This window comes from Spiractinospora alimapuensis (assembly GCF_018437505.1).
GTDB lineage: Bacteria > Actinomycetota > Actinomycetes > Streptosporangiales > Streptosporangiaceae > Spiractinospora > Spiractinospora alimapuensis.
Genome location: NZ_CP072467.1, coordinates 2,148,148 through 2,168,674 on the forward strand (window position 1 = coordinate 2,148,148; position 20,527 = coordinate 2,168,674).

At 70.0% G+C, this 20,527-nt stretch carries 21 protein-coding genes; 14 read left to right on the forward strand and 7 right to left on the reverse strand.

Features of this window, described 5'->3' with window-relative positions; translation table 11 throughout:
- Positions 1-10: 10 nt before the first annotated feature.
- A complete protein-coding gene (locus tag J4H86_RS09800; protein ID WP_236543198.1) occupies positions 11-1,567 on the reverse strand; it encodes an ATP-binding cassette domain-containing protein in 1,557 nt (518 codons plus the stop codon).
- A gap of 272 nt (positions 1,568-1,839) precedes the next feature.
- Here J4H86_RS09800 and J4H86_RS09805 point away from each other — a divergent pair, with 272 nt between their 5' ends.
- The 13 genes from J4H86_RS09805 to J4H86_RS09865 all read left to right on the forward strand — a co-directional run bounded on the left by J4H86_RS09805 (position 1,840) and on the right by J4H86_RS09865 (position 12,900).
- Positions 1,840-2,271, forward strand: coding sequence for a hypothetical protein (locus J4H86_RS09805; RefSeq protein ID WP_236543199.1), 432 nt, complete (start codon positions 1,840-1,842; stop codon positions 2,269-2,271).
- A gap of 550 nt (positions 2,272-2,821) precedes the next feature.
- Positions 2,822-3,316: an SMI1/KNR4 family protein gene (locus J4H86_RS09810; RefSeq protein WP_236543200.1), complete on the forward strand. Its 495-nt coding sequence runs from the start codon at positions 2,822-2,824 to the stop codon at positions 3,314-3,316.
- A 177-nt stretch (positions 3,317-3,493) separates the two neighbouring features.
- A complete protein-coding gene (locus J4H86_RS09815) occupies positions 3,494-4,246 on the forward strand; it encodes a CPBP family intramembrane glutamic endopeptidase (RefSeq protein ID WP_236543201.1) in 753 nt (250 codons plus the stop codon).
- 63 nt (positions 4,247-4,309) lie between these two features.
- On the forward strand, positions 4,310-5,107 hold the full coding sequence (locus J4H86_RS09820) for a DUF817 domain-containing protein (protein ID WP_236543202.1): 798 nt from the start codon (positions 4,310-4,312) through the stop codon (positions 5,105-5,107).
- Between the two features lie 132 nt (positions 5,108-5,239).
- Complete coding sequence (locus J4H86_RS09825) at positions 5,240-6,232, forward strand: SAM-dependent methyltransferase (protein ID WP_236543203.1); 993 nt, start codon at positions 5,240-5,242, stop codon at positions 6,230-6,232.
- A complete protein-coding gene (locus tag J4H86_RS09830) occupies positions 6,117-6,611 on the forward strand; it encodes a TspO/MBR family protein (RefSeq protein ID WP_236543204.1) in 495 nt (164 codons plus the stop codon). The genes J4H86_RS09825 and J4H86_RS09830 overlap by 116 nt, the downstream gene beginning before the upstream one ends.
- Positions 6,612-6,778: 167 nt before the next feature.
- The gene (locus J4H86_RS09835) at positions 6,779-7,051 is read left to right on the forward strand and encodes an HPr family phosphocarrier protein (RefSeq protein WP_236543205.1); all 273 of its coding nucleotides are present in this window, start codon (positions 6,779-6,781) and stop codon (positions 7,049-7,051) included.
- Positions 7,052-7,054: 3 nt separating this feature from the next.
- Entirely contained in the window at positions 7,055-7,888 is an 834-nt protein-coding gene (locus J4H86_RS09840) for a PTS sugar transporter subunit IIA (protein WP_236543206.1), read from the forward strand.
- A 12-nt stretch (positions 7,889-7,900) separates the two neighbouring features.
- On the forward strand, positions 7,901-9,448 hold the full coding sequence (locus tag J4H86_RS09845) for a PTS ascorbate transporter subunit IIC (protein WP_236543207.1): 1,548 nt from the start codon (positions 7,901-7,903) through the stop codon (positions 9,446-9,448).
- A gap of 287 nt (positions 9,449-9,735) precedes the next feature.
- Entirely contained in the window at positions 9,736-10,575 is an 840-nt protein-coding gene (locus J4H86_RS09850; protein ID WP_236543208.1) for a CPBP family intramembrane glutamic endopeptidase, read from the forward strand.
- Positions 10,572-11,726: a sensor histidine kinase gene (locus tag J4H86_RS09855; RefSeq protein ID WP_236543209.1), complete on the forward strand. Its 1,155-nt coding sequence runs from the start codon at positions 10,572-10,574 to the stop codon at positions 11,724-11,726. The genes J4H86_RS09850 and J4H86_RS09855 overlap by 4 nt, the downstream gene beginning before the upstream one ends.
- Positions 11,723-12,382: a response regulator gene (locus tag J4H86_RS09860; RefSeq protein WP_236543210.1), complete on the forward strand. Its 660-nt coding sequence runs from the start codon at positions 11,723-11,725 to the stop codon at positions 12,380-12,382. The genes J4H86_RS09855 and J4H86_RS09860 overlap by 4 nt, the downstream gene beginning before the upstream one ends.
- Before the next feature lie 56 nt (positions 12,383-12,438).
- The gene (locus J4H86_RS09865) at positions 12,439-12,900 is read left to right on the forward strand and encodes an NUDIX hydrolase (RefSeq protein WP_236543211.1); all 462 of its coding nucleotides are present in this window, start codon (positions 12,439-12,441) and stop codon (positions 12,898-12,900) included.
- Positions 12,901-12,951: 51 nt separating this feature from the next.
- Here J4H86_RS09865 and J4H86_RS09870 read toward each other — a convergent pair whose 3' ends face one another.
- Entirely contained in the window at positions 12,952-13,764 is an 813-nt protein-coding gene (locus J4H86_RS09870) for an alpha/beta fold hydrolase (protein WP_236543212.1), read from the reverse strand.
- A gap of 92 nt (positions 13,765-13,856) precedes the next feature.
- Here J4H86_RS09870 and J4H86_RS09875 point away from each other — a divergent pair, with 92 nt between their 5' ends.
- Complete coding sequence (locus J4H86_RS09875; RefSeq protein WP_236543213.1) at positions 13,857-14,495, forward strand: TetR/AcrR family transcriptional regulator C-terminal domain-containing protein; 639 nt, start codon at positions 13,857-13,859, stop codon at positions 14,493-14,495.
- A gap of 389 nt (positions 14,496-14,884) precedes the next feature.
- Here the strand turns inward: J4H86_RS09875 and J4H86_RS09880 are convergent, their stop codons facing one another.
- From J4H86_RS09880 to J4H86_RS09900, 5 genes are all read right to left on the reverse strand, one after another.
- Complete coding sequence (locus J4H86_RS09880; RefSeq protein WP_236543966.1) at positions 14,885-16,624, reverse strand: pyruvate dehydrogenase; 1,740 nt, start codon at positions 16,622-16,624, stop codon at positions 14,885-14,887.
- 207 nt (positions 16,625-16,831) lie between these two features.
- A complete protein-coding gene (locus tag J4H86_RS09885) occupies positions 16,832-18,256 on the reverse strand; it encodes an aspartate ammonia-lyase (protein WP_236543214.1) in 1,425 nt (474 codons plus the stop codon).
- Positions 18,253-19,419, reverse strand: a complete 1,167-nt coding sequence (locus J4H86_RS09890; RefSeq protein ID WP_236543215.1) for a M20 family metallopeptidase — start codon at positions 19,417-19,419, stop codon at positions 18,253-18,255. Before J4H86_RS09890 ends, J4H86_RS09885 begins: the two co-directional genes overlap by 4 nt.
- Positions 19,409-20,077, reverse strand: coding sequence for a DUF1028 domain-containing protein (locus tag J4H86_RS09895; protein WP_236543216.1), 669 nt, complete (start codon positions 20,075-20,077; stop codon positions 19,409-19,411). Before J4H86_RS09895 ends, J4H86_RS09890 begins: the two co-directional genes overlap by 11 nt.
- Positions 20,074-20,496, reverse strand: coding sequence for a RidA family protein (locus J4H86_RS09900; RefSeq protein WP_236543217.1), 423 nt, complete (start codon positions 20,494-20,496; stop codon positions 20,074-20,076). The genes J4H86_RS09895 and J4H86_RS09900 overlap by 4 nt, the downstream gene beginning before the upstream one ends.
- Positions 20,497-20,527: the final 31 nt, after the last annotated feature.

The window sequence follows — 20,527 nt, forward strand, 5'->3', positions numbered from 1 at the left end:
CGGGGCCGATCTAGCTTCCGAGGTGGATCCGCGTCCAGTCCCCGAGTTCGCGGAGCATGGTGCGGTCGTGCGTGGCGCACACCACCGCGGCCTGGGTTTCGCGCAGGACCTCCGTGAGGTCGTCCACCATCGCCGCGGCGAGGTGGTTGGTCGGTTCGTCGATGAGGAGCACGTTGGGCTCCTCGGCGAAGACCCGCGCGATGTGCTTCCGTCGGCGTTGCCCCTCGGAGAGCCGGCGCACCGCGGGGTCGTCGGGACTCTCCTGTGCGAGCAGGGCCACGCGGGCGTCCGGCGCCTGAACCCGGTGCCCCACCGTTGGCTCCAGGATCCCCGCGAGGATTCCGAGAAGCGTCGACTTTCCGGCTCCGTTGGCCCCTGTGACCACGATCTTGGCGCCACCGGTCAGGTCGAGGTCGACGGGTTCGTCCAGCCGTCCCGGAAGGTGCACTCCGAACACCCGGAGCAGCGGCCGCCCCGGGCGCGCTGACAACTCCGGCAGCCGGAGTCGCGCCGGCGGAACGGGCGCGGTGACGGAGTGAGCCTCCAGCTCCTCCTGTTTGCGGTTCACCGCCCGGACCACCCCCGGTGCTCGGGACTGCCGTTGGTGTTTGCCGGTTCCCTTCTCCGGTCGCCACCCGGTCGACAGGCGGGCACGCGCGGCGTCCGCGGCCTCGCTGAGGCGCCGGTGTTCCGTGGTCTGCTCGACGAATCGCGCCTCCCACGCCGTGCGGGCACGAGCGCGGCCGGTGCGCCAGGCGTCGTAGCCGCCCGAGTACAGCGCCGGACGCCCGTCCTCGGTGGGGTCCAGGTCGAGGAACTCCCGGGCCACCTCCCGGAGCAACGTCCGGTCGTGGCTGACGAGCGCTACTCCCCCCGGATGCTCCCTGATACCGCGGGTGAGGAAGTCGAGTCCGTTCGCGTCGAGGTGGTTGGTGGGTTCGTCGAGCAGCAGGATGTCGTGCCGGGCCGCGAGAAGGCAGGCGAGCCGGACGCGGTACCTCTGCCCGACCGACAGCGATCCCAGGGACCGTTCCCGGTCGGTACACGCGTCCAACGACGCGAGTGCCACGTCGAGCCGCCGTTCCGCGTCCCAGGCGTCCAAGGCCTCGGCGCGTTCCAGCGCCGTGGTGTAGGCGGCGAGGACCTCGGTGCTCTCGCCCGCCGCGTCACTGGCGAGAGCGGCCGCGGCCGTGTCGAACGCGGCGAGCGCGTCACGCGCCGTACCGATCGCCTCGTCGGTGAGCTCCCCGACGGTCGTCGTCGTCCGCACGTCGAGCTCCTGTCGGGCCACCCCCCAGGTACCGATCGTGTGGACGGTCCCGGCGTCCGGGGTGAGTGAGTGGGTGAGCACCGAGAACAACGAGGACTTCCCTCGGCCGTTCTCTCCGACGATCGCGAGGCGGGAACGCGCGGTGATGGTCAGGTCCAGGCCGGTGAAGAGAGTGCGCTCGCCGCGTGCGAGCGCGAGCCCCTCGGCTCGGATCGCGGCGTGCGCGCCTACCGGCAGGGTTCCCCCCGACACAGGTGCGTATGAGGTCGACGATGCCGGTTCGATCGAGGTGTGCATGAAAACTCCGTGGTCCAGTGGAAACGGACCCGGACAGGCCAAACGCGCGACGGCGCGACCACCCGAAGAACGGTGTGCGCGGCGCGGAAGAACTCAGATGACCGCCCGGGCTCAGGGCCTCAGGACGGCGAAGCGAAAGAAGAGAGCGTTCGCCGTCAGGCGGCGGAACGGGGGCGAGCCACCACCTGGAGTGCGCTCGCGGTATGTACGTGCATGACGCCGAGGCTACCAGCATACGAACCCACGGCCACGCTCCCGCGGGCCATGGCCCTATGGACAACTCCACCGGTGGGCGCGAGACTCGGATCATCATGCGTCCCGCACGGGCCGCGGCGGCGGCCAGTATGGTCCTCCTCACGTCCTGCGCGGCCTCGACCCCCGGCTACGTCGAGGTGGAGACGTGGTCGTCGCCCCGGCACATCGTCGACGCGGCGTGGCGGACCGAGCTGCTCGTCGGCGAAACCGTTGGCAACCAGGCCTGTTTCTGGACCGGTGCACACCCGGGCGAGGGCTTCTACGTGCTCTGGCCCGAGGGCTCCCGTGCGCTGGAGGACCCTCTGCGAGTGATCGACGCCCACGGCGACCTCATCGCCACGGTCGGTGACACGATCTCCCCCCACGGGGCCCCGCTCAGGGTCGAAGGCACCTGCGGCGACACCTACTCCCGCGCCTACGCCATGGGACCAACCACCGTCGAGTTCTGAAAGCCCCACAGCCCAGTCTCCTGAAGGGACCGCGAATGCGCCAGAGGGTGCCCGTGGGGGGTGTGACGACGACCTTGGATGGCCGCGCCCTGGCTCCGTCCGGACGACCCTGCGGCGACCTCCCGCCACCCGCGCCCCGAACGGGCCGGGCACGGGCTGTTCACCGAGGTGAGCTCGAGTGTCTGGCCAGCAACCCGGGCGTTTGTGGGCAGCGATTCCAACGCCGCTGGCCGCGCCGGGCGCGACCCGGGATCGGACACCTCGTCCCTCGCCTGCCCGGCCAGCCGGAGTACAGCGGCCGCCCGCCGCGAGGCGGGTTCCGCCTCGCGGCGGGCGGCTCTGAGCAAGATCGCTTGGTACGGGATGGACATGTGCCCCCACCCCTTCTCCTGGGGTGCCACGCCCACGCTGACCATCACCGCCGAGGGACAGTCACCGCGTTGAGCCCGGCCCACCCAACCGAAGGACTCTGGACACGGTATGTCAGAGGAAGCGATCATTGATCTCCTCCGACGACCAACAAGTACACCGACCGCTCTAGGGTCGCGGTATGACTGAACTGACGTTCCCTCCGGCCCTGGCGGACCTCGCGGCGCACGGGCGTTTCGCGGCCGACTTCGAGATGTACGAGCACTTCGAAGCCGGCGAGGAAACAGCGTGGTGGTTCCGGCTGTGGACCGGAAACGACGAGGTCGACGGCTCCGAGTTCCGGATCTTCGGCATGGAGGGCGCCGGCGGGTACGTCGGACTGTGGCTCCTTCGCCCCGAGGTGCCACTGGAGGCACAGCCCGTGGTGTACCTGGGCTCGGAGGGCGAGACCGCGGTCCTGGCGGTCGACCTGGGCTCCTTCCTCTGGCTCCTCGCACAGGGGGTGGGTCCGATCGAGGCCACGGGTCGCAGGGAGGCGGGCGCCGACGACCCCGAGTTGGTCACGATCGCCCAGCGCCACGCACCCGCCTCCCGTCTCTCCCCCACGGAGATCCTCGAGCGGGCACGACGGGAGTTCCCACACTTCGAGTCCACCATCGATGCCATGTGCCGGTGAGGAGCGCGTTCGGGGGGTCATCGGCCCCATGCAATCCTGCGGGGTGGCGTCAGGGGGTGCGGTACTAGGCTGCCCGCGGCACGGGATCACCATGCCCGATTCCACGTCACCGCCTCGGAGAGCCATGCCTACGTCCAGTCACCCCGCCCTGAACCACCGCGTCGACCGCCCGGGCATGTGGCCCAACGTCGCGTTGTTCCTCGTCGTCGCGTCCTGACCGCCGGGCTGCTGAACGGCGTCCAGGAGGCGGCCGGGATTCCCGGTGTCGTCATCCAGATCGTGCAGTTCTCCCCCGCTCTGGGCGTGGTCGCGGTCCTGCTGCTGCGGATCCGAAGTCCCACGCGGCGGGCGGCGGTGAACCTCTCGGTGGTTCCCTCCAGACGCGGGTGGACGAACCTCGTGGCGGCGCTCGTCATTCCGCTCGTGGTCCTCGCCGCCGCCCTGGCCTGCTACGCGGCTCTCGGCGGGACGGTCGTCGCCGCTGACCCGAGCGGCTTCGGGTACCCGATCGCGGTGATTCTCGTGGCGCAGTTCGTCGGGGCCTGCGGCGAGGAGTTCGGCTGGCGTTGCTACCTCCAGCCCGAGCTCGAGGGGCGGTTCGGCCTGCTGCCCGCCGCGGTGGCCGTCGGCCTCCTGTGGGGGGTGTGGCACGTTCACGTGTTGTTCCAGGAGCCCCTGGCGATCCTCGGGTTCATGACGATGACCGTGTCGATGTCCGTGCTGCTCGCCGTGATGTTGCGCCGCTCCGCCAAGGGAGGCCTCCTCGTGGCGGGACTGTTCCACGCGGTCGTCAACGTCGGTCTGCTGTTCTTCCTGCCCGACGCGATCGAGAACGGTGTCCAGATCATGTCCTTCGCCGCGCCCGCCTCGGTCCTCGCGATCGCCGCCGCGCTCCTGCATGGACGAGCCGGACGACGACCCCACGTGTGAGGGGGCTCCGTGTTCATCCGCCACGGGCCGAAACCGGACGCGGTGGAGCCACGTCGGACCACTATGACCCTCCCTCCAAGACTGCGGTGGAAGTGCGCGCAGTTGCTCCGGTTCGCCTGGTTGGAAGCACAAGCGTGCGCTTTCGCGGTCGCCCTGTTCGTGGGGCTGGCCCTGTCCTCCGTCCTCCCACTCCCCATCCCGCGCTACGACGCCCTGCTCGTCTACGGCCTGGCCCTGACGTTCACGTTCTGGGCGCTGCGGATGGAGACCGGACGCGATCTGGTGACCATCGCCGGTTTCCATGTCGTGGGGTTGGTGTTCGAGCTGTTCAAGGTGCGGATGGGGTCATGGAGCTATCCGGAAGCCGCGTGGAGCACCATCGCCGGGGTCCCGTTGTACAGCGGCTTCATGTACGCCGCCGTGGGCAGCTACGTAGTGCGGGCCTGGCGGCTGCTCGACCTCACGCTGGTGGGGTATCGCCCGATGGTCACCGCGGCGCTCGCCTCGTTGATCTACGCCAACTTCTTCGCCCATCACTGGCTGCCGGACCTCAGGTTCGTGCTCGCTGTGGCCATGCTGGCGGTCACCTGGGGGACGTGGGTCCACTTCACCGTCGGTACGACGCGATATCGGATGCCGCTGTCGTTGGCGTTCGTGTTGATCGGATTCTTTTTGTGGGTCGCGGAGAACGCGTTCACCGTGCTCGGCGCGTTTCGCTACCCCCACCAGATCGACGCGTGGGCGATGGTGCATCCGGCGAAGTTCGGCGCCTGGGCGCTCCTGGTCACGGTCTCGTTCGTGCTGGTCGCGACGTGGAAACCGCGGGACGCCGCGCCCGCCGAGGTGGTCGCCCGTCAGTGAGAGGACGCGCGAAGGTTCGCTTCCCGAGTGTCATGGTGGGGTATGACGCCCATGGTCCGGTTTCCCGGTGTGGGGCGCTGGAGCCGGTAGGGTGTGCGACGTTCGGCCGACGGGATGTGTGGGGCACAGGCGATGAACGACACCGAGCATGAACCGCAGTGGCCGCCGCCGGGCGTCGACTTTTCCAAGCCGAGCATGGCCCGCGCCTACGACGCTCTGCTTGGCGGCAAGGACAACGTCGCGATCGACCGGGAGCTGGCCGACCGGGCCGCGACGCAGATCCCCGGGCTCCGGGAGGCGGCGCTGGAGCAGCGCCGCGTGTTGGTGCGGGGCGTGCGTTTCCTGGCGCGGGACGCGGGGATCGCGCAGTTCCTGGACCTGGGGAGCGGACTACCGGCCGCACAGAACACGCACCAGGTGGCCCAGGAGTACAACCCGCGGGCGCGTGTCGCCTATGTGGACAACGACCCGGTGGTGCTCGCCCACGGCCGGGCGCTACTCGCGGACAGCGGCAACACCACCGTATCCACCGCGGACGTCCGTGACGCCCGGCAGGTGCTCCGACAGCCAGCGGTGCGCGGTCTTCTCGACTTCGGTCAGCCGACCGCGCTGATGCTGGTGGGGATGATGCACTACCTCTCCCCCGAGGTCGTCGACGACGTCATGTCCACCCTGCGCGACGCTCTCGCCCCCGGCAGCTACCTGTTCTTCACGTCGATGGTGGACACCGGGATCCCCGAGCAGCTCGAACTGGCGCGCGTCAACCGCGAGAACATGGGTGTGGGCTGGGCCCGCACTCCCGAGGAACTCACTCGGCTGATGGGCGACTTCGTGCTGGTCGAACCGGGAATGGTCCCACCCGTGCTCTGGCGCCCGGACACCCCGGTCGACGCCGAGACCCTTCCGACCGACAAATTGCTCACGGTCGCCGCCGTCGCACGCAAGCCCCGGTCGTCGCCGACGAGATCGACGGCACGTACGCAGCTCGCTGGGAAGGACGGTATCCAGGATGGACGAGAACCCCGGTCGGGACGGACGCCGATCATTCGTCGGGCTCGCCGTGTTCGCTGTGTTGGTCGCCTGTGCCGCCGTGGTGGGCGGGAGCGCCAGTCAGCGCGCTGGTGAGGTCTACGCGGGCTTGGAGCAACCGGTGTGGGCGCCTCCGGCGTGGGTCTTCGGCCCCGTGTGGCTGTGCCTGTACGTACTCATCGCCGTCGCGGGCTGGCTGGTGTGGCGGGCGGCGGGATGGCGGGGGGCCACGACCGCGTTGTCGCTCTTCCTCGTGCAACTGATCCTGAACGCGGGCTGGACCCCTCTCTTCTTCGCGGCCGAGTGGAGGGGTGTCGCCCTGGTCGACATCGTGCTGCTCCTGGCCGCGATCACCGTGCTGGTCCCGCTGTTCGCCCGGCACTCCCGGCTCGCGGCCTCTCTCCTGCTGCCCTACTGGGTGTGGGTGGCCTTCGCGACCGCGCTCAACCTGTCGATATGGCGCCTCAACATGTGACGGGGCTCCCCGATGACCTGTGGTCACGCGTGGTGTGATCGTTCACGGGCCGCGTCCGCGTATCATCCGATCTTGTCCTGGTTTGCGCAGAACGGTCTGGTCGAGGGCGTCGCCCTCCCCTGCCCGAACGCTCAGCCGCACGCACTACACAGCCTCAGGAGGCCAACGTGGCATCGAGGACCGCCACCATCGGCTCGAAAGCCGGACTGCACGCCCGCCCGGCCGCGGTGTTCGCCGAAGCGGCCGCCGCGCAGCCGGTGGAGGTCACCATCGCCAAGGCCGAATCACCGGAGGACTCGTTCGAGGCCGGCAGCATCCTGGGCCTCCTCGGGCTCGGCGCGCAGTACGGCCAGAAGGTCGTGCTCACCGCGGAAGGGGACGGCGCGGAAGCCGTTCTGGAGACGCTGGTCACGGTGCTCGAGACCGAGCAGGACACCTGAGCGATGTCGTCCTCACTACTCACCCTGATCGGTGACGAGTCGGTCGTGCTCGACGTGGAGGCCGCGGACTGGGAGTCGGCGGTGCGCCGCGCGGGCGCGCTGCTCGAGGCCGAGGGAGTCGCCACCGAGGCCTACACCCAGGCGATGGTCGACAACGTCACCGACAACGGCCCCTACATCGTCATCGCGCCGGGCTTCGCCTTCGCGCACGCCCGCCCGTCTGAGGCCGTTCTCCGAACCGGCATGTCCTGGATCCGGTTGGCCGAACCGGTGCCCTTCGGACACGAGAAGCACGATCCGGTGGACCTCGTGGTCGCCCTCGCCGCCACGGACACCAACGCCCATACCCAGGCGATGGCGGAGCTGGCGAAGGTGCTCGGCAAGAAGGACCGGCGAGCCGCGCTGGACGCCGCCCGGTCCCCCGAGGAGATCCGGGCGATCCTCTCCGGTCGGGCCCCCGACGGGGACTCCGCGAAGGCCGAGACCGGTGCCGAGGAGGCCCCCGCGGAACCGGACGCTCCGGCGGCCGCGTCCCCCGAGGCCGGCCGAGACCAACACCTCGTGCTGACCGTGTGCGGCAACGGATTGGGGACGTCACTGTTCCTGAAGAACACGCTGGAGCAGGTCCTGGACACCTGGGGCTGGTCGCCGTACGTCCAGGTGGAGGCGACGGACACCATCTCCGCCCGCGGACGCGCCAACGAGGCCACGGCGATCCTGACCTCGGGCGAGATCGCCCGGACCCTTGGCGACGTCGGCGTCCCCGTCCGTGTCGTTGAGAACTTCACCAGTACCGACGAGCTCGACGCGGCGTTGCGCGACCTCTACGACGTCTGAAAGTGAGCGGAAATGAGCTGGCTCGTCGCCATCGCCGAGTTCCTCGTCAATGAGATCCTCTCCGTCCCCGCCTTCCTGATCGGCCTGATCACGGCGGTCGGCCTCATCGCCCTGCGCAAGTCCAGTGGCCAGGTCATCGGCGGCGCGGTCAAGGCCACGTTGGGCTTCCTCCTCATCGGCGTCGGCGCGGGACTCGTCGTCGCCTCGCTGGACCCCTTGGGGGTGATGATCCAGGGTGCGACCGGGGCACACGGCGTGATTCCCACCAACGAGGCCATCGTCGGCATCGCGCAGGAGGAGTACGGCGCGCAGGTCGCCTGGCTGATGATCCTCGGCTTCGCGGTCTCCTTGGTACTGGCCCGGTTGACCCCGCTCAACTACGTCTTCCTAACGGGGCACCACATCCTCTTCATGGCGACGTTGCTCACCATCGTGCTCGCCACGGCCGGCCACTCCGCGGCGGTCACGGTCTCCGTGGGCGGTGTGCTGCTGGGCATCCTGATGGTCGCGCTGCCGGCGTTCTCCCAACCCTGGACCAAGCGGATCACCGGCGACGACAGCATCGCCATGGGCCACTTCGGCACGGCCGGGTACGTGGCGGCCGGCGCGGTCGGTCGTCTGGTCGGCGGGAGGTCCAGCCGCTCCACCGAGGACCTGAAGCTCCCGGAGTCCCTGCGCTTCCTGCGCGACTCCATGGTGGCCACCGCCCTGTCGATGGTGCTGATGTACGTGGCCGTCGCGCTGATCTACTTCGCCCGTGAGGGGGACGCGGCCTACGACGCGTTCGAGGGTGGAGCGGACAACCTGGGCAACTTCCTCATGCAGGCGCTCACCCAGGGGCTGCAGTTCGGTATCGCCGTGGCGGTGATCCTCTTCGGTGTGCGCACCATCCTCGGCGAGATCGTGCCCGCCTTCCAGGGCATCGCGGCGAAGATCGTGCCCGGGGCCAAGCCCGCGCTGGACGCTCCCATCGTCTTCCCCTACGCGCAGAACGCGGTGCTGATCGGGTTCATCTCCAGCTTCGTCGCTGGCCTGATCGGCCTCGCTGTTCTGTCCCAATGGCTGAACCCGGCGTTCGGTCTGGCGTTGATCCTGCCCGGGCTGGTGCCCCACTTCTTCACCGGCGGCGCCGCCGGCGTGTACGGCAACGCCACCGGCGGCCGACGGGGCGCGATCGCCGGAGGGTTCGTCAACGGCCTGCTGATCACCTTCCTGCCCGCCGTGCTCCTGCTGGTGTTGGGCGACTTCGGCGCGGCGAACACCACGTTCGGGGACACGGACTTCGGGTGGTTCGGAATCCTGATCGGCTACGGCGCGGGCCTGGGCACGGTGGGCGGCCTCGTCGTCGTGTGCCTGCTCGGACTACTGATCCTGGTCGCGGCGATCCTGGTACAGCGCCGCGTCGTCGACCGCGGCTGGGATCCGTCCCCGCATCGGCCCGTTCCCGCGGGCTCGGGCGGGAGCGACGACGCCTCCGGCTCGACCTCCGCCACGACGGCGACGTCGCACCCGAAGATCGCCCCGCCTCGCGGGGCACCCGCCCCGCCGCCCCGGGGCTGAGGCCACGCGGATCGTTGTGGGGAGGGCCCCGCCCGCCGTGTCGGTTGGGGCCCTCCACATGTCGGCGGCCGCCGCCTCTCCCGCCGGCCGCCGCGCGGTCCATGATCCCCTCGGGTGGCGCGGGCGTTCCCCGGGGGCCCGCCACCCTTCGGACGGATCCGCCAGGGACGTCCCCCGTGGGAGCTACACGCGGGTGTCCACGCCACGGGGATGTGGCCACACCGTCCGGCTCCGTAACGTTCTGCGCAGCCGCGGCACCTGGCCGTGCGGAGCGCGATGGAGTGGTCATGCGGGTGGTCTGGCAGTTGGCGGCGGTCGTTGCCGTCGGTGTGCTTGGTGGGCAGGGCGTCCTCGCGGTACAGGACGATCCGTGGCTCACGCTGGGGGTGGGCGTCGCGGTCGCGGTGCTCGCGCTGGTCGCGTACCGGCTGGTGGTCCAGTGGACCGAGCGTCGCCCCGTCACCGAGGTGGCCCGTCGCGGGATCGGACCTGGGCTCGTCGGAGGAGCTCTCCTCGGGACGCTGCTGTTCGGTCTGGTCATCGTCAACATCGCGTTTCTCGGCGGCTACCAGGTCCACGGCCGTGGCACGTTGCTCGGCGTCGTGGGACTGTTCGGTTTCATGGCGGCGGCCGCGGTCACGGAGGAGGTACTGTTCCGCGGCGTCCTGCTGCGGCTCATCGAGGAACGCGTGGGGACCTGGATCGCCCTGCTCACCACCGCCGTGCTCTTCGGCGCGTGGCACCTGCCCAATCCGAACGCCAGCCTCTGGGGCGCGCTCGTGGTCACGCTCGGCGGTGGCACCATGCTCGCCGCCGCCTACGTCGCCACTCGGAGCCTGTGGCTGCCGATCGGCCTGCACTTCGGCTGGAACTTCGCCGCCGCGGCCATTTTCAGCACCGAGGTCTCGGGCAACGACACCGCACAGGGACTGCTGGACGCCTCCACCTCCGGACCAACGCTGGTCAGCGGCGGTGAGTTCGGTCCCGAGGCGAGCGCGTACTCCATCGTCTGTCCAATGATCGCGACCGTGGCGCTGTTGTGGTGGGCGCGGCGCCGTGGCCACTGGATGCCGCTCCGTGCCCCGCGGCACGCCCAGGCCCCCTCCACCGCTAAACTCCCCCGGTGACCGTTCTACGCCGGTCTCGGGATCTTTGGCGCCGTCTCGACGTTACTGTCCGTGACCTCCCTCTCGGCCTGATTCTCATCGTCGCGTCGTTCCTGCCCGCGCTCGAGGGGCAGGAGACGCAGGTCGGTGACCTTCCGGCCCGCCCCTTCGACGCGCTCGCGGCCGGGGTGCTGCTCCTGATGTGCCTGCCACTGGCCGGCCGGCGCAAATGGCCCGCGATCTCCCTCGCGCTGGTGTCGATCGGGTTCCTGCTCTCCATGCTCGGCAGCTACCACGTGGTGGCGGGTTCGGCGATCGGCGTGGCGCTGCTAAGCGCGGGCGCCCACCTGGGACAGCACCGACGCGCCGCGATCGCGCTCCTCACCGGAACGTACGTGGTGCTGGCTTTCACGCTCCACGCCATGGGGTCGACGGAGGGGCTGGACGGTTTCGTCATCTTCTACGTGATGCTGGCGGCGACGTGGATGATCGGGGCGTGGCTGCGGTCGACCCGCGCCACGGAGGCCGAACTGCGCCACCGGATCGCCGAGGACACCCGCACCGCCGAGCGCACCCGCATCGCGCGCGAACTCCACGACGTGGTGACCCACCACGTGACGGCGATGGTGGTTCAGACCGAGGCCGCACGGTACCTCACCGAGGCCCCCGACCGCCTCGACCAGACCCTGTCCAACGTCAGTGACACCGGGCGACGCGCCATCACCGACCTCCGGCACCTGCTCGACCTTCTCAACCCGGAACACCGCAGAGACGACAAGGCGCCACCGGTGGGCCGGGTGCTCACGTTGGTGGAGCAGGCGCGCCGGGCCGGACAGCCGGTGGAGTTCGTGGAGGAGGGCACCCCTGCGGAGTCGACGGGCAGCGGGGACCTGGTGGCCTACCGGGTCGTCCAGGAGGCGCTGACGAACGCCCTCAAGTACGCCAACGGGAGCCCGACCTCGGTCACGGTGCACCACGGCGGGCGGGACATCAGGGTCGAGGTCGGAACGGACGGTTCCGCGGTGAAGCCCGGCCTTCCCGACGGTAGCGGACGGGGCCTCTCGGGCCTCCGGGAACGGGTTGACGTGTTGGGCGGCGACTTCAGCGCCGACAGGAGATCGGACGGGGGATTCGTCGTGCGGGCACGGATACCAACCGGGAGTGCGTCGTGAGTGCCCCCATCAGGGTCCTGGTGTGTGACGATCAGGTGCTGGTCCGCACCGGACTGGTGACGGTCATCGACGCCCAACCCGACTTGGAGGTGGTGGGCGAGTGCGGGGACGGGAGGGCCGCGGTCGACCACGCCGCCCAACTGCGCCCTGACGTCGTGGTCATGGACCTGCGGATGCCGGTACTCGACGGCATCGAGGCCACGCGCCTGTTGGCGGGCGCCGGAGTCGTCGACCCCGTCAAAGTGCTCGTGGTGACGACGTTCAACCTGGACGAGTACGTCTACGAGGCGCTGCGCGCGGGCGCCAGCGGTTTCCTGCTGAAGGACGCCCCGCCGACACAGCTCCTGCACGGGATCCGCACGGTGGCGAGCGGGGCCGCCCTGCTGGATCCCGAGGTGACACGCCAGTTGGTCGGCCGGTTCGCCGCCCGCGTCCGCCCACCCGACGCCAGCTCGGAGGGCACCCCCTTGACACCCCGCGAACTGGAGGTGCTGCGCCTCGTCGCCGACGGGCTCTCCAACAGTGAGATCGCCGCGGCCCTCGTGCTCAGTCAGGAAACCGTCAAGACGTTCGTGTCCCGCATCCTCACCAAGCTCGGTCTCCGCGACCGGGTACAGGCCGTCGTCTACGCCTACCGTCACGGCCTGGTGACCTGACGGGACCGCACGTCCGGGTCTGGCGCGGACTGTGAGGCACTGTCATGCTCGAGGGCATGCCGATCCCCAGGGCTGTCGCAGTGGTCGTCGACTGCGGTCACGTCCTGGTCATCAAGCGCTTCCGTCGACAGCCACACCCCAACACGTGCCGCCTGTGCGCCGTGGGAGGAGTGAGTGACGCGGCCTGTCCAGGGCATCGCTACGCCGTACTTCCCGGGGGTCACGTCGAGGACGGCGAGACATTCGAGCAGGCCGCGCTCCGCGAGCTGCGCGAAGAGACCTCCCTCCACGCGCGGATCGACCGGCTGTTGTGGCGAGGGGCGCACAACGGCCGCCCCGCCCGGTACTTCCTCATGGCCGACGTCACCGGCGTCCCATTCCTCGCCGAGCGGGCGAGTCGGGCGCACGATCCCGCCGACACCCATGAACTCCTGTGGGCGACCCCAGACGATCTTTCGCCCCTGAACATGCAACCTGTGGACGTTCGCGCTTCCCTGGTGGAGTTGCTGCGCTCCTGATCGCCGTCGAACAGCCCCGCCCCACACGTCCCACGCACGTCAACCCGCGGCTCAGAACACCTCGTCGGCGAGGCGCTCGATCACGGCCGCGACCGCCGCTGGGGCGTGGCGGTTGGCGCTGTGGCCCTGTTTGGGGATGGTGACCCGCGGGGGGTCTCGCATCCTCTCCTCCAAGGCGGCCAAGCGCTCGTGGAGATCCCCCGCACCACGTTCGCCGGTCAGTAGGACGCTGGGGACGTCGATGGTGGCGTAGGCGTCCAGCCGGTTTCCCAGGGCCTCGATCGCTGCCGCGTCCTCGATCTGGGCGGGAACGAGGCGGCGGACACGGGGCAGGGTCGCCGCGAGAAACATGGACAGCCAGACGACGGGTGGGGGCAGGCGGAGAACCTCCCGGGCGAAGGTGCCGAACGCCCGGCCGGGGTGCCCCGAGGCCAGCGCTGACCGCGCCCTGTCGATCGTCCCTGGCTGGTCGGGGGTGGACGCTGTGGCGAAGGGCAAGGTGTCCGCGACCAGCGGTGGGTCGTAGAGGACCGCGCCGACGAAGGCGGACGGCATGTCCACGAGGGCTTCCAGCGCCGCCACGGCTCCGGACGAGTGCCCCACCACCAGCATCGGTTCGCCGACCGCCCGAACGATCGCCCGCGTGTGCTCGAGTTCGGTGGCCGCCGAGCTCGAGGCGGGGAGGTCCAGGCGGTAGGGACGTCGGTGGGGTATGACGACTCGGAACCGCGTGGCCAGGTGAGCGCCAACCCTCCGCCACGTCGATCCGTCGTCCATTCCGGGGTGCAGGACGAGGATCGGTTTGCCTCGGCCCACGTCGTACGCCTGTGCTCGCGTCCCGTCCTCCGCCAGCGCGGTCAGCATGGGCTCCCCCTCCGGTTCGGTCGCACGATCCCACCTCTTTAACACCGTTAAATCACCACGACGCTATCCTTAACGGTGTTAACCTGTCAATCATGAGTGAGCGCAGGACCGCCGACCTGAACCGGGACAGGATCACCACCACCGCCCTCCGTTTCCTCGACGAGGTGGGCCTGGAGGGAATGACCATGCGGCGCCTCGCGAGCGAACTGGACGTGAAGCCCCCGGCCCTCTACTGGCACTTCCGGGACAAACGGCAACTCCTCGACCACATGGCGGACACGATCGTCCGATCCGCGGGAATGGGACCGCCCCAGGAGGGGGAGCCCTGGCAGGACTGGCTCCTCCGACGCGGCCGGGAGTACCGCGCCGCCCTGCTCCGCCACCGTGACGGCGCACGGGTCGTGTCCACCGCCCACACCCTCACCCCGGACACGCTCACGCGCTTCGACGAGGAACTCGCCGCACTGGTCGCCGCCGGGTTCAGCCCCTCCTCGGCACTGCGCACCATCACTGTGCTCAGCCAGTTCGTCACCGGACACGTCCTCCAGGAACAGGCGGAACGCCCCGAAGACAGCGCCGCCCGAGCACTCGAGCGCCAGAGCCCCGACGACCCACTGGCGACCCTGGCCGCCGCACTGCGTGACAGTGGTGGGACGGCGGGAAAGAACGCCTTCGAACACGGCCTCCGCGTCCTCGTCGCCGGAACGGCGGCGGTCGTCGACGTTGCCTGAACCGAGGTGGTCTCTTTGCGGTGACAAAAGCCGAATGTTGCCGCCTGGGTCTTTCCCAGCGCCAGTCGAATCGTGTGGAATGAGGGTTCCCACGGGAGGGGAAAGAAACGGGGCGCGTCCACCATCGTGTGGACGCGCCCTGTTGTCTACGTCTGAGGGGGTTGCGCACCCGGGAGGGGGCCGACGCGCAACCCCCGGCTCTGCGGGGCCTCTAGATCTACCTAGGGTGTATACAAGAATGCAAGGGGTCATGTGGCCGAGACCGGCCAGACGACCCCTTGACGTACCTCCCCGCATTGGAGCGCCCAGGTCATGAAGGTTCCCGTCTGCCGACAGCACCCCGACCGCATTGGGATTCAACACCCCGGCCCTCGCGCTCGGCGGAACGCTCAGGGGCGGGGGATGTTCCTCAGGTTGGAGCGTGCCATCTCGATCATCTGGCCGACGCCGCCCTGGAGCACTGTGCGACCGGCCGACAACGCGAAACCGGCGACCTGCTCGGCGGTGATGCTCGACGGTATGGAGAGCGCGTTGGGGTCAGTGATGACGTCGACGAGGAAGGGCTCGTCGGCGGCGAGCGCCTGGCGCAGCGCCTCGTGGACGTCACGGGGCTCCTCCACTCGCACCGACCGCATACCGATCGCCCGCGCGACCGCGGCGTAGTCCACCGGCGGATGGTCAGTCTGGAAGGACGGCATCCCGTCCACCATCATCTCCAGCTTCACCATCCCGAGCGAGGAGTTGTTGAACACCACGGTGGTGATGGGAAGGCCCTGCTGTCGCACGGTGATGAGCTCGCCGAGCAGCATGCTCAGCCCACCGTCGCCGGACAACGAGACCACCGTCCGGTCGGGCGCCGCGTAGGCGGCGCCGATCGCGTGTGGGAGCGCGTTGGCCATCGACCCGTGGCTGAACGACCCGATGACGCGCCGGCGTCCGTTCGGAGTGAGGTACCGGGCGGCCCACACGTTGTTCATCCCGGTGTCGACCGTGAATATCGCGGAGTCGTCGGCGACCTCGTCGAGGCAGTTGGCCACGTACTCCGGATGGATGGGCGTGTGGTGCTCGATGTCGCGCGTGTAGGCGTCCACGACGCGGGTCAGGGCACGCTCGTGCTTGCGCAGCGTCTCGTAGAGGTAGGAGGAGTCGGGCTTGTTCTCAACCAGCGGCAGCGCCGCACGCAGTGTCGCGCCGACGTCACCGTGTACGGCCAGTTCGAGCGGTACACGACGACCGAGCCGACGAGGGTCGTGGTCGATCTGCACGACTCCCTTCTTCGGCAGGAAGTCGTCGTAGGGGAAGTCTGTGCCGAGCAGGAGGGTGAGGTCGGCCGCCTCCAGCGCGTCGTGGCAGGCGCCGTAGCCGAGCAGTCCGATCATGCCGACGTCGTAGGGATTGTCGTACTGGATCCACTCCTTGCCGCGCAATGAGTGGCCGACGGGGGCGTTGACGCGGTCGGCCAGCCGCATCACGTCCTGGTGGGCGTGGCGCACGCCGGCACCGCAGAACAGCGCGACCTTGCTGGCCGCGTTGATCCGGGCCGCGAGCTCGCGCACCTCCGACTCGTGGGGCGTCACCGTGGCTCGTCCCCCGGTGACCGGTGAGGAGTCCGCCGGCCCGGTGGAGCGCCGCCCCGCGATGTCCCCGGGAAGCACGAGCACCGCCACGCCCGGCGAGCCCAGGGCGTGCTGGATCGCCGCCCGTGCCAGACGTGGCATCTGGTCGGGGTGGGAGACGAGCTCCCGGAAGTCGGTGACGTCCCCGAACAGGCGCTCCGGGTGGGTCTCCTGGAAGAACTGGGTGCCGATCTGCCGCGAGGGGATGTGCGAGGCCAGCGCCAACACCGGAGCTCCGCTGCGCTGCGCGTCGTACAGCCCCTGCACCAGGTGGGTGTTCCCCGGGCCGCAGGAGCCGGCGCACACCGCGATCGACCCGTCGACCTGGGCCTGTGCCGCGGCCGCGAAGGCGGCAGTCTCCTCGTTGCGCACGTGCACCCAGTCGATGCCGTCGGTCTCACGGACGGCATCGACGACCGGGTTGAGGCTGTCCCCCACGACGCCGTAGATCCGCGTCACTCCGGCCGAGACCAGCGTACGGACCAACTGTTCTGCGACGGTGTTCCTGGCCACGGCGATGTTCCCCCCGACGGTCGACACGACGACGCTGCCGTCTCCACCCTAGGAGCGCGCTGGTCCGGCACCTGGGAGCGAAACACACCCGGCCCGCCAGGGGCGCCGCGGGGGCCTGAGGAACCCGTCGTGGACCACACCGCCAGGCGAGGCCCGGTCCCCGACTCGGGTCCCTGTCCCTCGAGGGACGTCGAGCCGGGGAGGTGCTCAGGTGTCGGCCCGTGCCGGCCGGGCGCCGGTGAGGTTGGCGGGAGCCAGGGCCGCGTCGAGCTGCTCCTCGTCGAGGAGTCCCCGCTCGAGAATGAGCTCGCCGAGAGTACGGTGACCGCTCAGCACCTCCTTCACGAGTTCGGCGGTGCGGGCGTAGCCGAGCAGCGGGGTGAGGCTCGTGGCCACGGCCAGGCTGCCTCGGGTGCGCGCGGTGATGCGCTCGCCGTTGGCGCGGATGCCCCGGACGCACCGCTCGGTCAGGAGGTCGGCGGCGCGCGTCAGCAGCCCCGCCGAGTCCAGCAGTGACGACGCGATGACCGGTTCGAACGCGTTGAGCTGAAGCTGTCCGGCCTCCGCCGCCATGGTCACGCTCGCGTCCGCGCCGACGACGGTGAACGCCACCTGGTTCACGGCCTCCGGAAGGACGGGGTTGACCTTGCCCGGCATGATCGAGGACCCCGCCTGAAGCGCGGGCAGCACGATCTCCTGGAGCCCCGCCTGAGGGCCGGAGGAGAGCAGCCGAAGGTCGTTGCTGATCTTCGAGAGCTTGACCGCGCAGCGCTTCAGCAGTCCCGAGGAGAGGACGAAGACCCCCGTGTCGGAGGTGGCTTCGATGAGGTCGCCGGCGGAGACCAACCGAAGCCCGGTGATCTCGCTGAGGGCGGCCACCGCGCTCGCCCGGTATCCCGTGGGCGCCGTGATCCCGGTGCCGATCGCGGTGGCACCGAGGTTGATCTCCCGTAGGTGCGGCAGCAGCTCTTCGAGGCGGGCGGCGTCCTCCCGCACCGTCTCCGCGAAGGCCGCGAACTCCTGGCCGAGCGTCATGGGCACGGCGTCCTGCAACTGTGTCCGGCCGATCTTGACGATGTCGGCGAAGTCGGCGGCGCGGGCGTCGAACTCGACGGCGAGTCGTCCGAGCGCCGGGATGAGCCTCTCGACGGCGCGGTGGATCGCCAGCCGGACCGCGGTGGGGTAGGTGTCGTTGGTGCTTTGGCTGCGGTTCACGTGGTCGAGCGGGTCGATCACGTCGTAGGTGCCGGGCTGGTGACCGAGGAAACGCAGCGCGCGGTTGGCCACAACCTCGTTCACGTTCATGTTGGTGCTGGTCCCGGCACCGCCCTGGACGCGGTCGACGACGATCCACTCGTCGAGTGAGCCTTCCATGAGCTCCCGGCAGGCTTCCTCGATCGCCTGCCGCTTCGCCTCCGGTAGTAGCCCCTGTTCCGCGTTGGCCCGGCAGGCCGCCAGCTTGACCGCGCCGAACGCCCACACGAGGTCCCGCAGGTCACCGCACGGGCGCCCGGTGAGGGCGAAGTTCTCCTCCGCCCGTGCGGTGTTGATCCCCCAGAGCGCATCGGCGGGGATCCGCTTCTCCCCCAGGGAGTCGGTCTCCGTCCGCCACGCTCCGGCGTCGGTGCTCATTCCCGCTCAGCCTCCGATACCGCGTCGGCGGGCGCGCCGGCGCCGCCGAAGTACTCGTGCGCCGTGCGGGCGAGCAGCGTCGCGCCGTCGGCGAGGACCCGGTTGGCGACGTCCCCCACGCAGTGGGCGGCGAACTCCGGCTGGTGGTTGCTCACCGGGAAGCTGCCGAGCCCGATGTAGGGGTGGATCGCCGGGATGTGCTGGGACACGTTGCCCATATCCGTGGACGCGCGGTTCATGGTCTGGTGCTCCACGGGCGCGTCGAAACGGCGTCCCATCCGCAGGGCGTGGCGCGTGTAGATGTCCAGCGCCCGCTCGTTGGTGCGGAACTCGGAGTACGGCTGCGACTCTGGCGTGAACTCCAACGCGGTGTCCGTCGCCAACGCACCGGCCTCGAAACACTGCCGCACCCGACGACGTAGCGGCTCCAGGTCGGCGAGGGTCTCGGCCCGGGTGTACCAGCGGCCTTCCGTCGTGCCCGGGATCGCGTTGGGGGCCTCCCCGCCCACGGTCTGGATGCCGTGCACCCGCGTGTTGGGCGGGAGTTGCTGTCGCAGGAGCCCGATCGCGACCTGGGAGATCACGAAGGCGTCGTTGGCGTTGCGCCCCTCCTGTGGGTAGGCGGCGGCGTGCGCCGAGTGTCCGGTGAACCGCACGTGGTCGTGGGCGACGGCGTAGGGCTCCGCCCAGGGCGCGTCGACGGGACCGGGGTGGGCCATCAGGGCGAGGTCGAGGTCGGTGAAGGCCCCGGCGTCGAGCAGCTCGATCTTTCCTCCGCCGCCCTCCTCCGCGGGCGTACCGATCACGTCGATCCGCAGGTCGAGCTCCCGCGCCCACGGCCGGAGCGCGGCGGCCGCGCCCACCGACATCGCGGCGATCAGGTTGTGGCCACAGGCGTGTCCGAGCCCGGGCAGGGCGTCGTACTCCACGACGAAGCCGACGCGCCGGGACCCCGAACCGTAGGTGGCGTGCACCGCGGTCGGGAATCCCAGATAGTTCGGGGTCACGTCGAAGCCGTACTCACCGAGCAGGTCGGCCGTCCACTGGGCCGCGCGGAACTCCTGCCACGCGGTCTCCGGATGGGCGTGCAGCGTCTCGGAGTACTCCACGAGACGCTCGATCAGGGGAGCGGCGCTGGGCAGCGCCTCCTGTTCAGCGCTCATCGCCGGGGACTCCGTAGCCGGGCGAGGCGGCCGGGTCCAGGCCGCGCTGGACGTAGTCGTCGCGCTGGGGCATCCAGACCTCCAGCAGCCGTCCCAGTTCCTCGATCGGGTTCTCGTGCCAGTCGACGCGGAGGTCGGTGTCGCGCCATCCGACGGTCGAGACGGTCGACAGTCCGGCGGAGTACACGGGGCCGGCTTCGCCCCCCGCCGCCAGCCCCGCCGAGAGGGCCGCGAACAGGCGCTCCTCCAGTTCACCCCGCGCGGAGACGAATGCCTCGCACAGGATGTCGGGGATGTCGGGCCGGGAGAGCATGTTGCCGGCGGCGGCGCAGTGGGCGCCGGTCGCCTCGCCGTGCACGCCGAGCGTGCGCTGGCCGCTGTAGGTGGCCGCGGCGCCCGAGGAGTCGACGACGGTGAGCTGCCGGAAGGCGATGTTCGGCTCGGTCGCGGTGACCGAGGCGAGCGCCGCTTCGGGGCTCAGGCCCGAGGCGAGCGCGTCCAGCAGCGCGGTGCCCAGCCGCGGGTCGGTGATGTTCTGCGAGGAGACGGCGCCGACGGAGTCGCGCAGGTGGACGACCCGGGCGGCGACCGCCGGTGAGGACGATGTGGCGGCGATCCCGAAGCGTCCGTCCTGGTGGCCCGCGATGGAGAATGTCATGCCTGGCCCTCCGAAATCACGGCCGTGGCGTCGATCTCGACGAGCCACTCGGGGCGGGCGAGGGCGTGGACGACGATTCCGGTGGAGACGGGATAGACACCCTTCAGCCACCGCCCGACCTCGCGGTACACCTCTTCGCGGTATCGCGGATCGATGATGTAGATCGTGACCTTGACGATGTCCCGCAGGCTGCTGCCGGCCTCCTTCAGGAGCATGTCGATGTTCGCCATCGCCTTCTCGGTCTGCGCCCGGACATCACCGATGCCCACCGACTCCCGGGTGTCCAGGTCCTGGCCGATCTGACCGCGCAGGTACACGACTCCCCCGGCGACGACGGCCTGGCACAGGTCGTTGTCGAGGTTCTGCTCGGGGTAGGTGTCCTTGGTGTTGAACTTCCGAATGCGGGTGTGTGTCGTCATTGTGTGCTCACTGCCTTCTCGACGGCTTCCT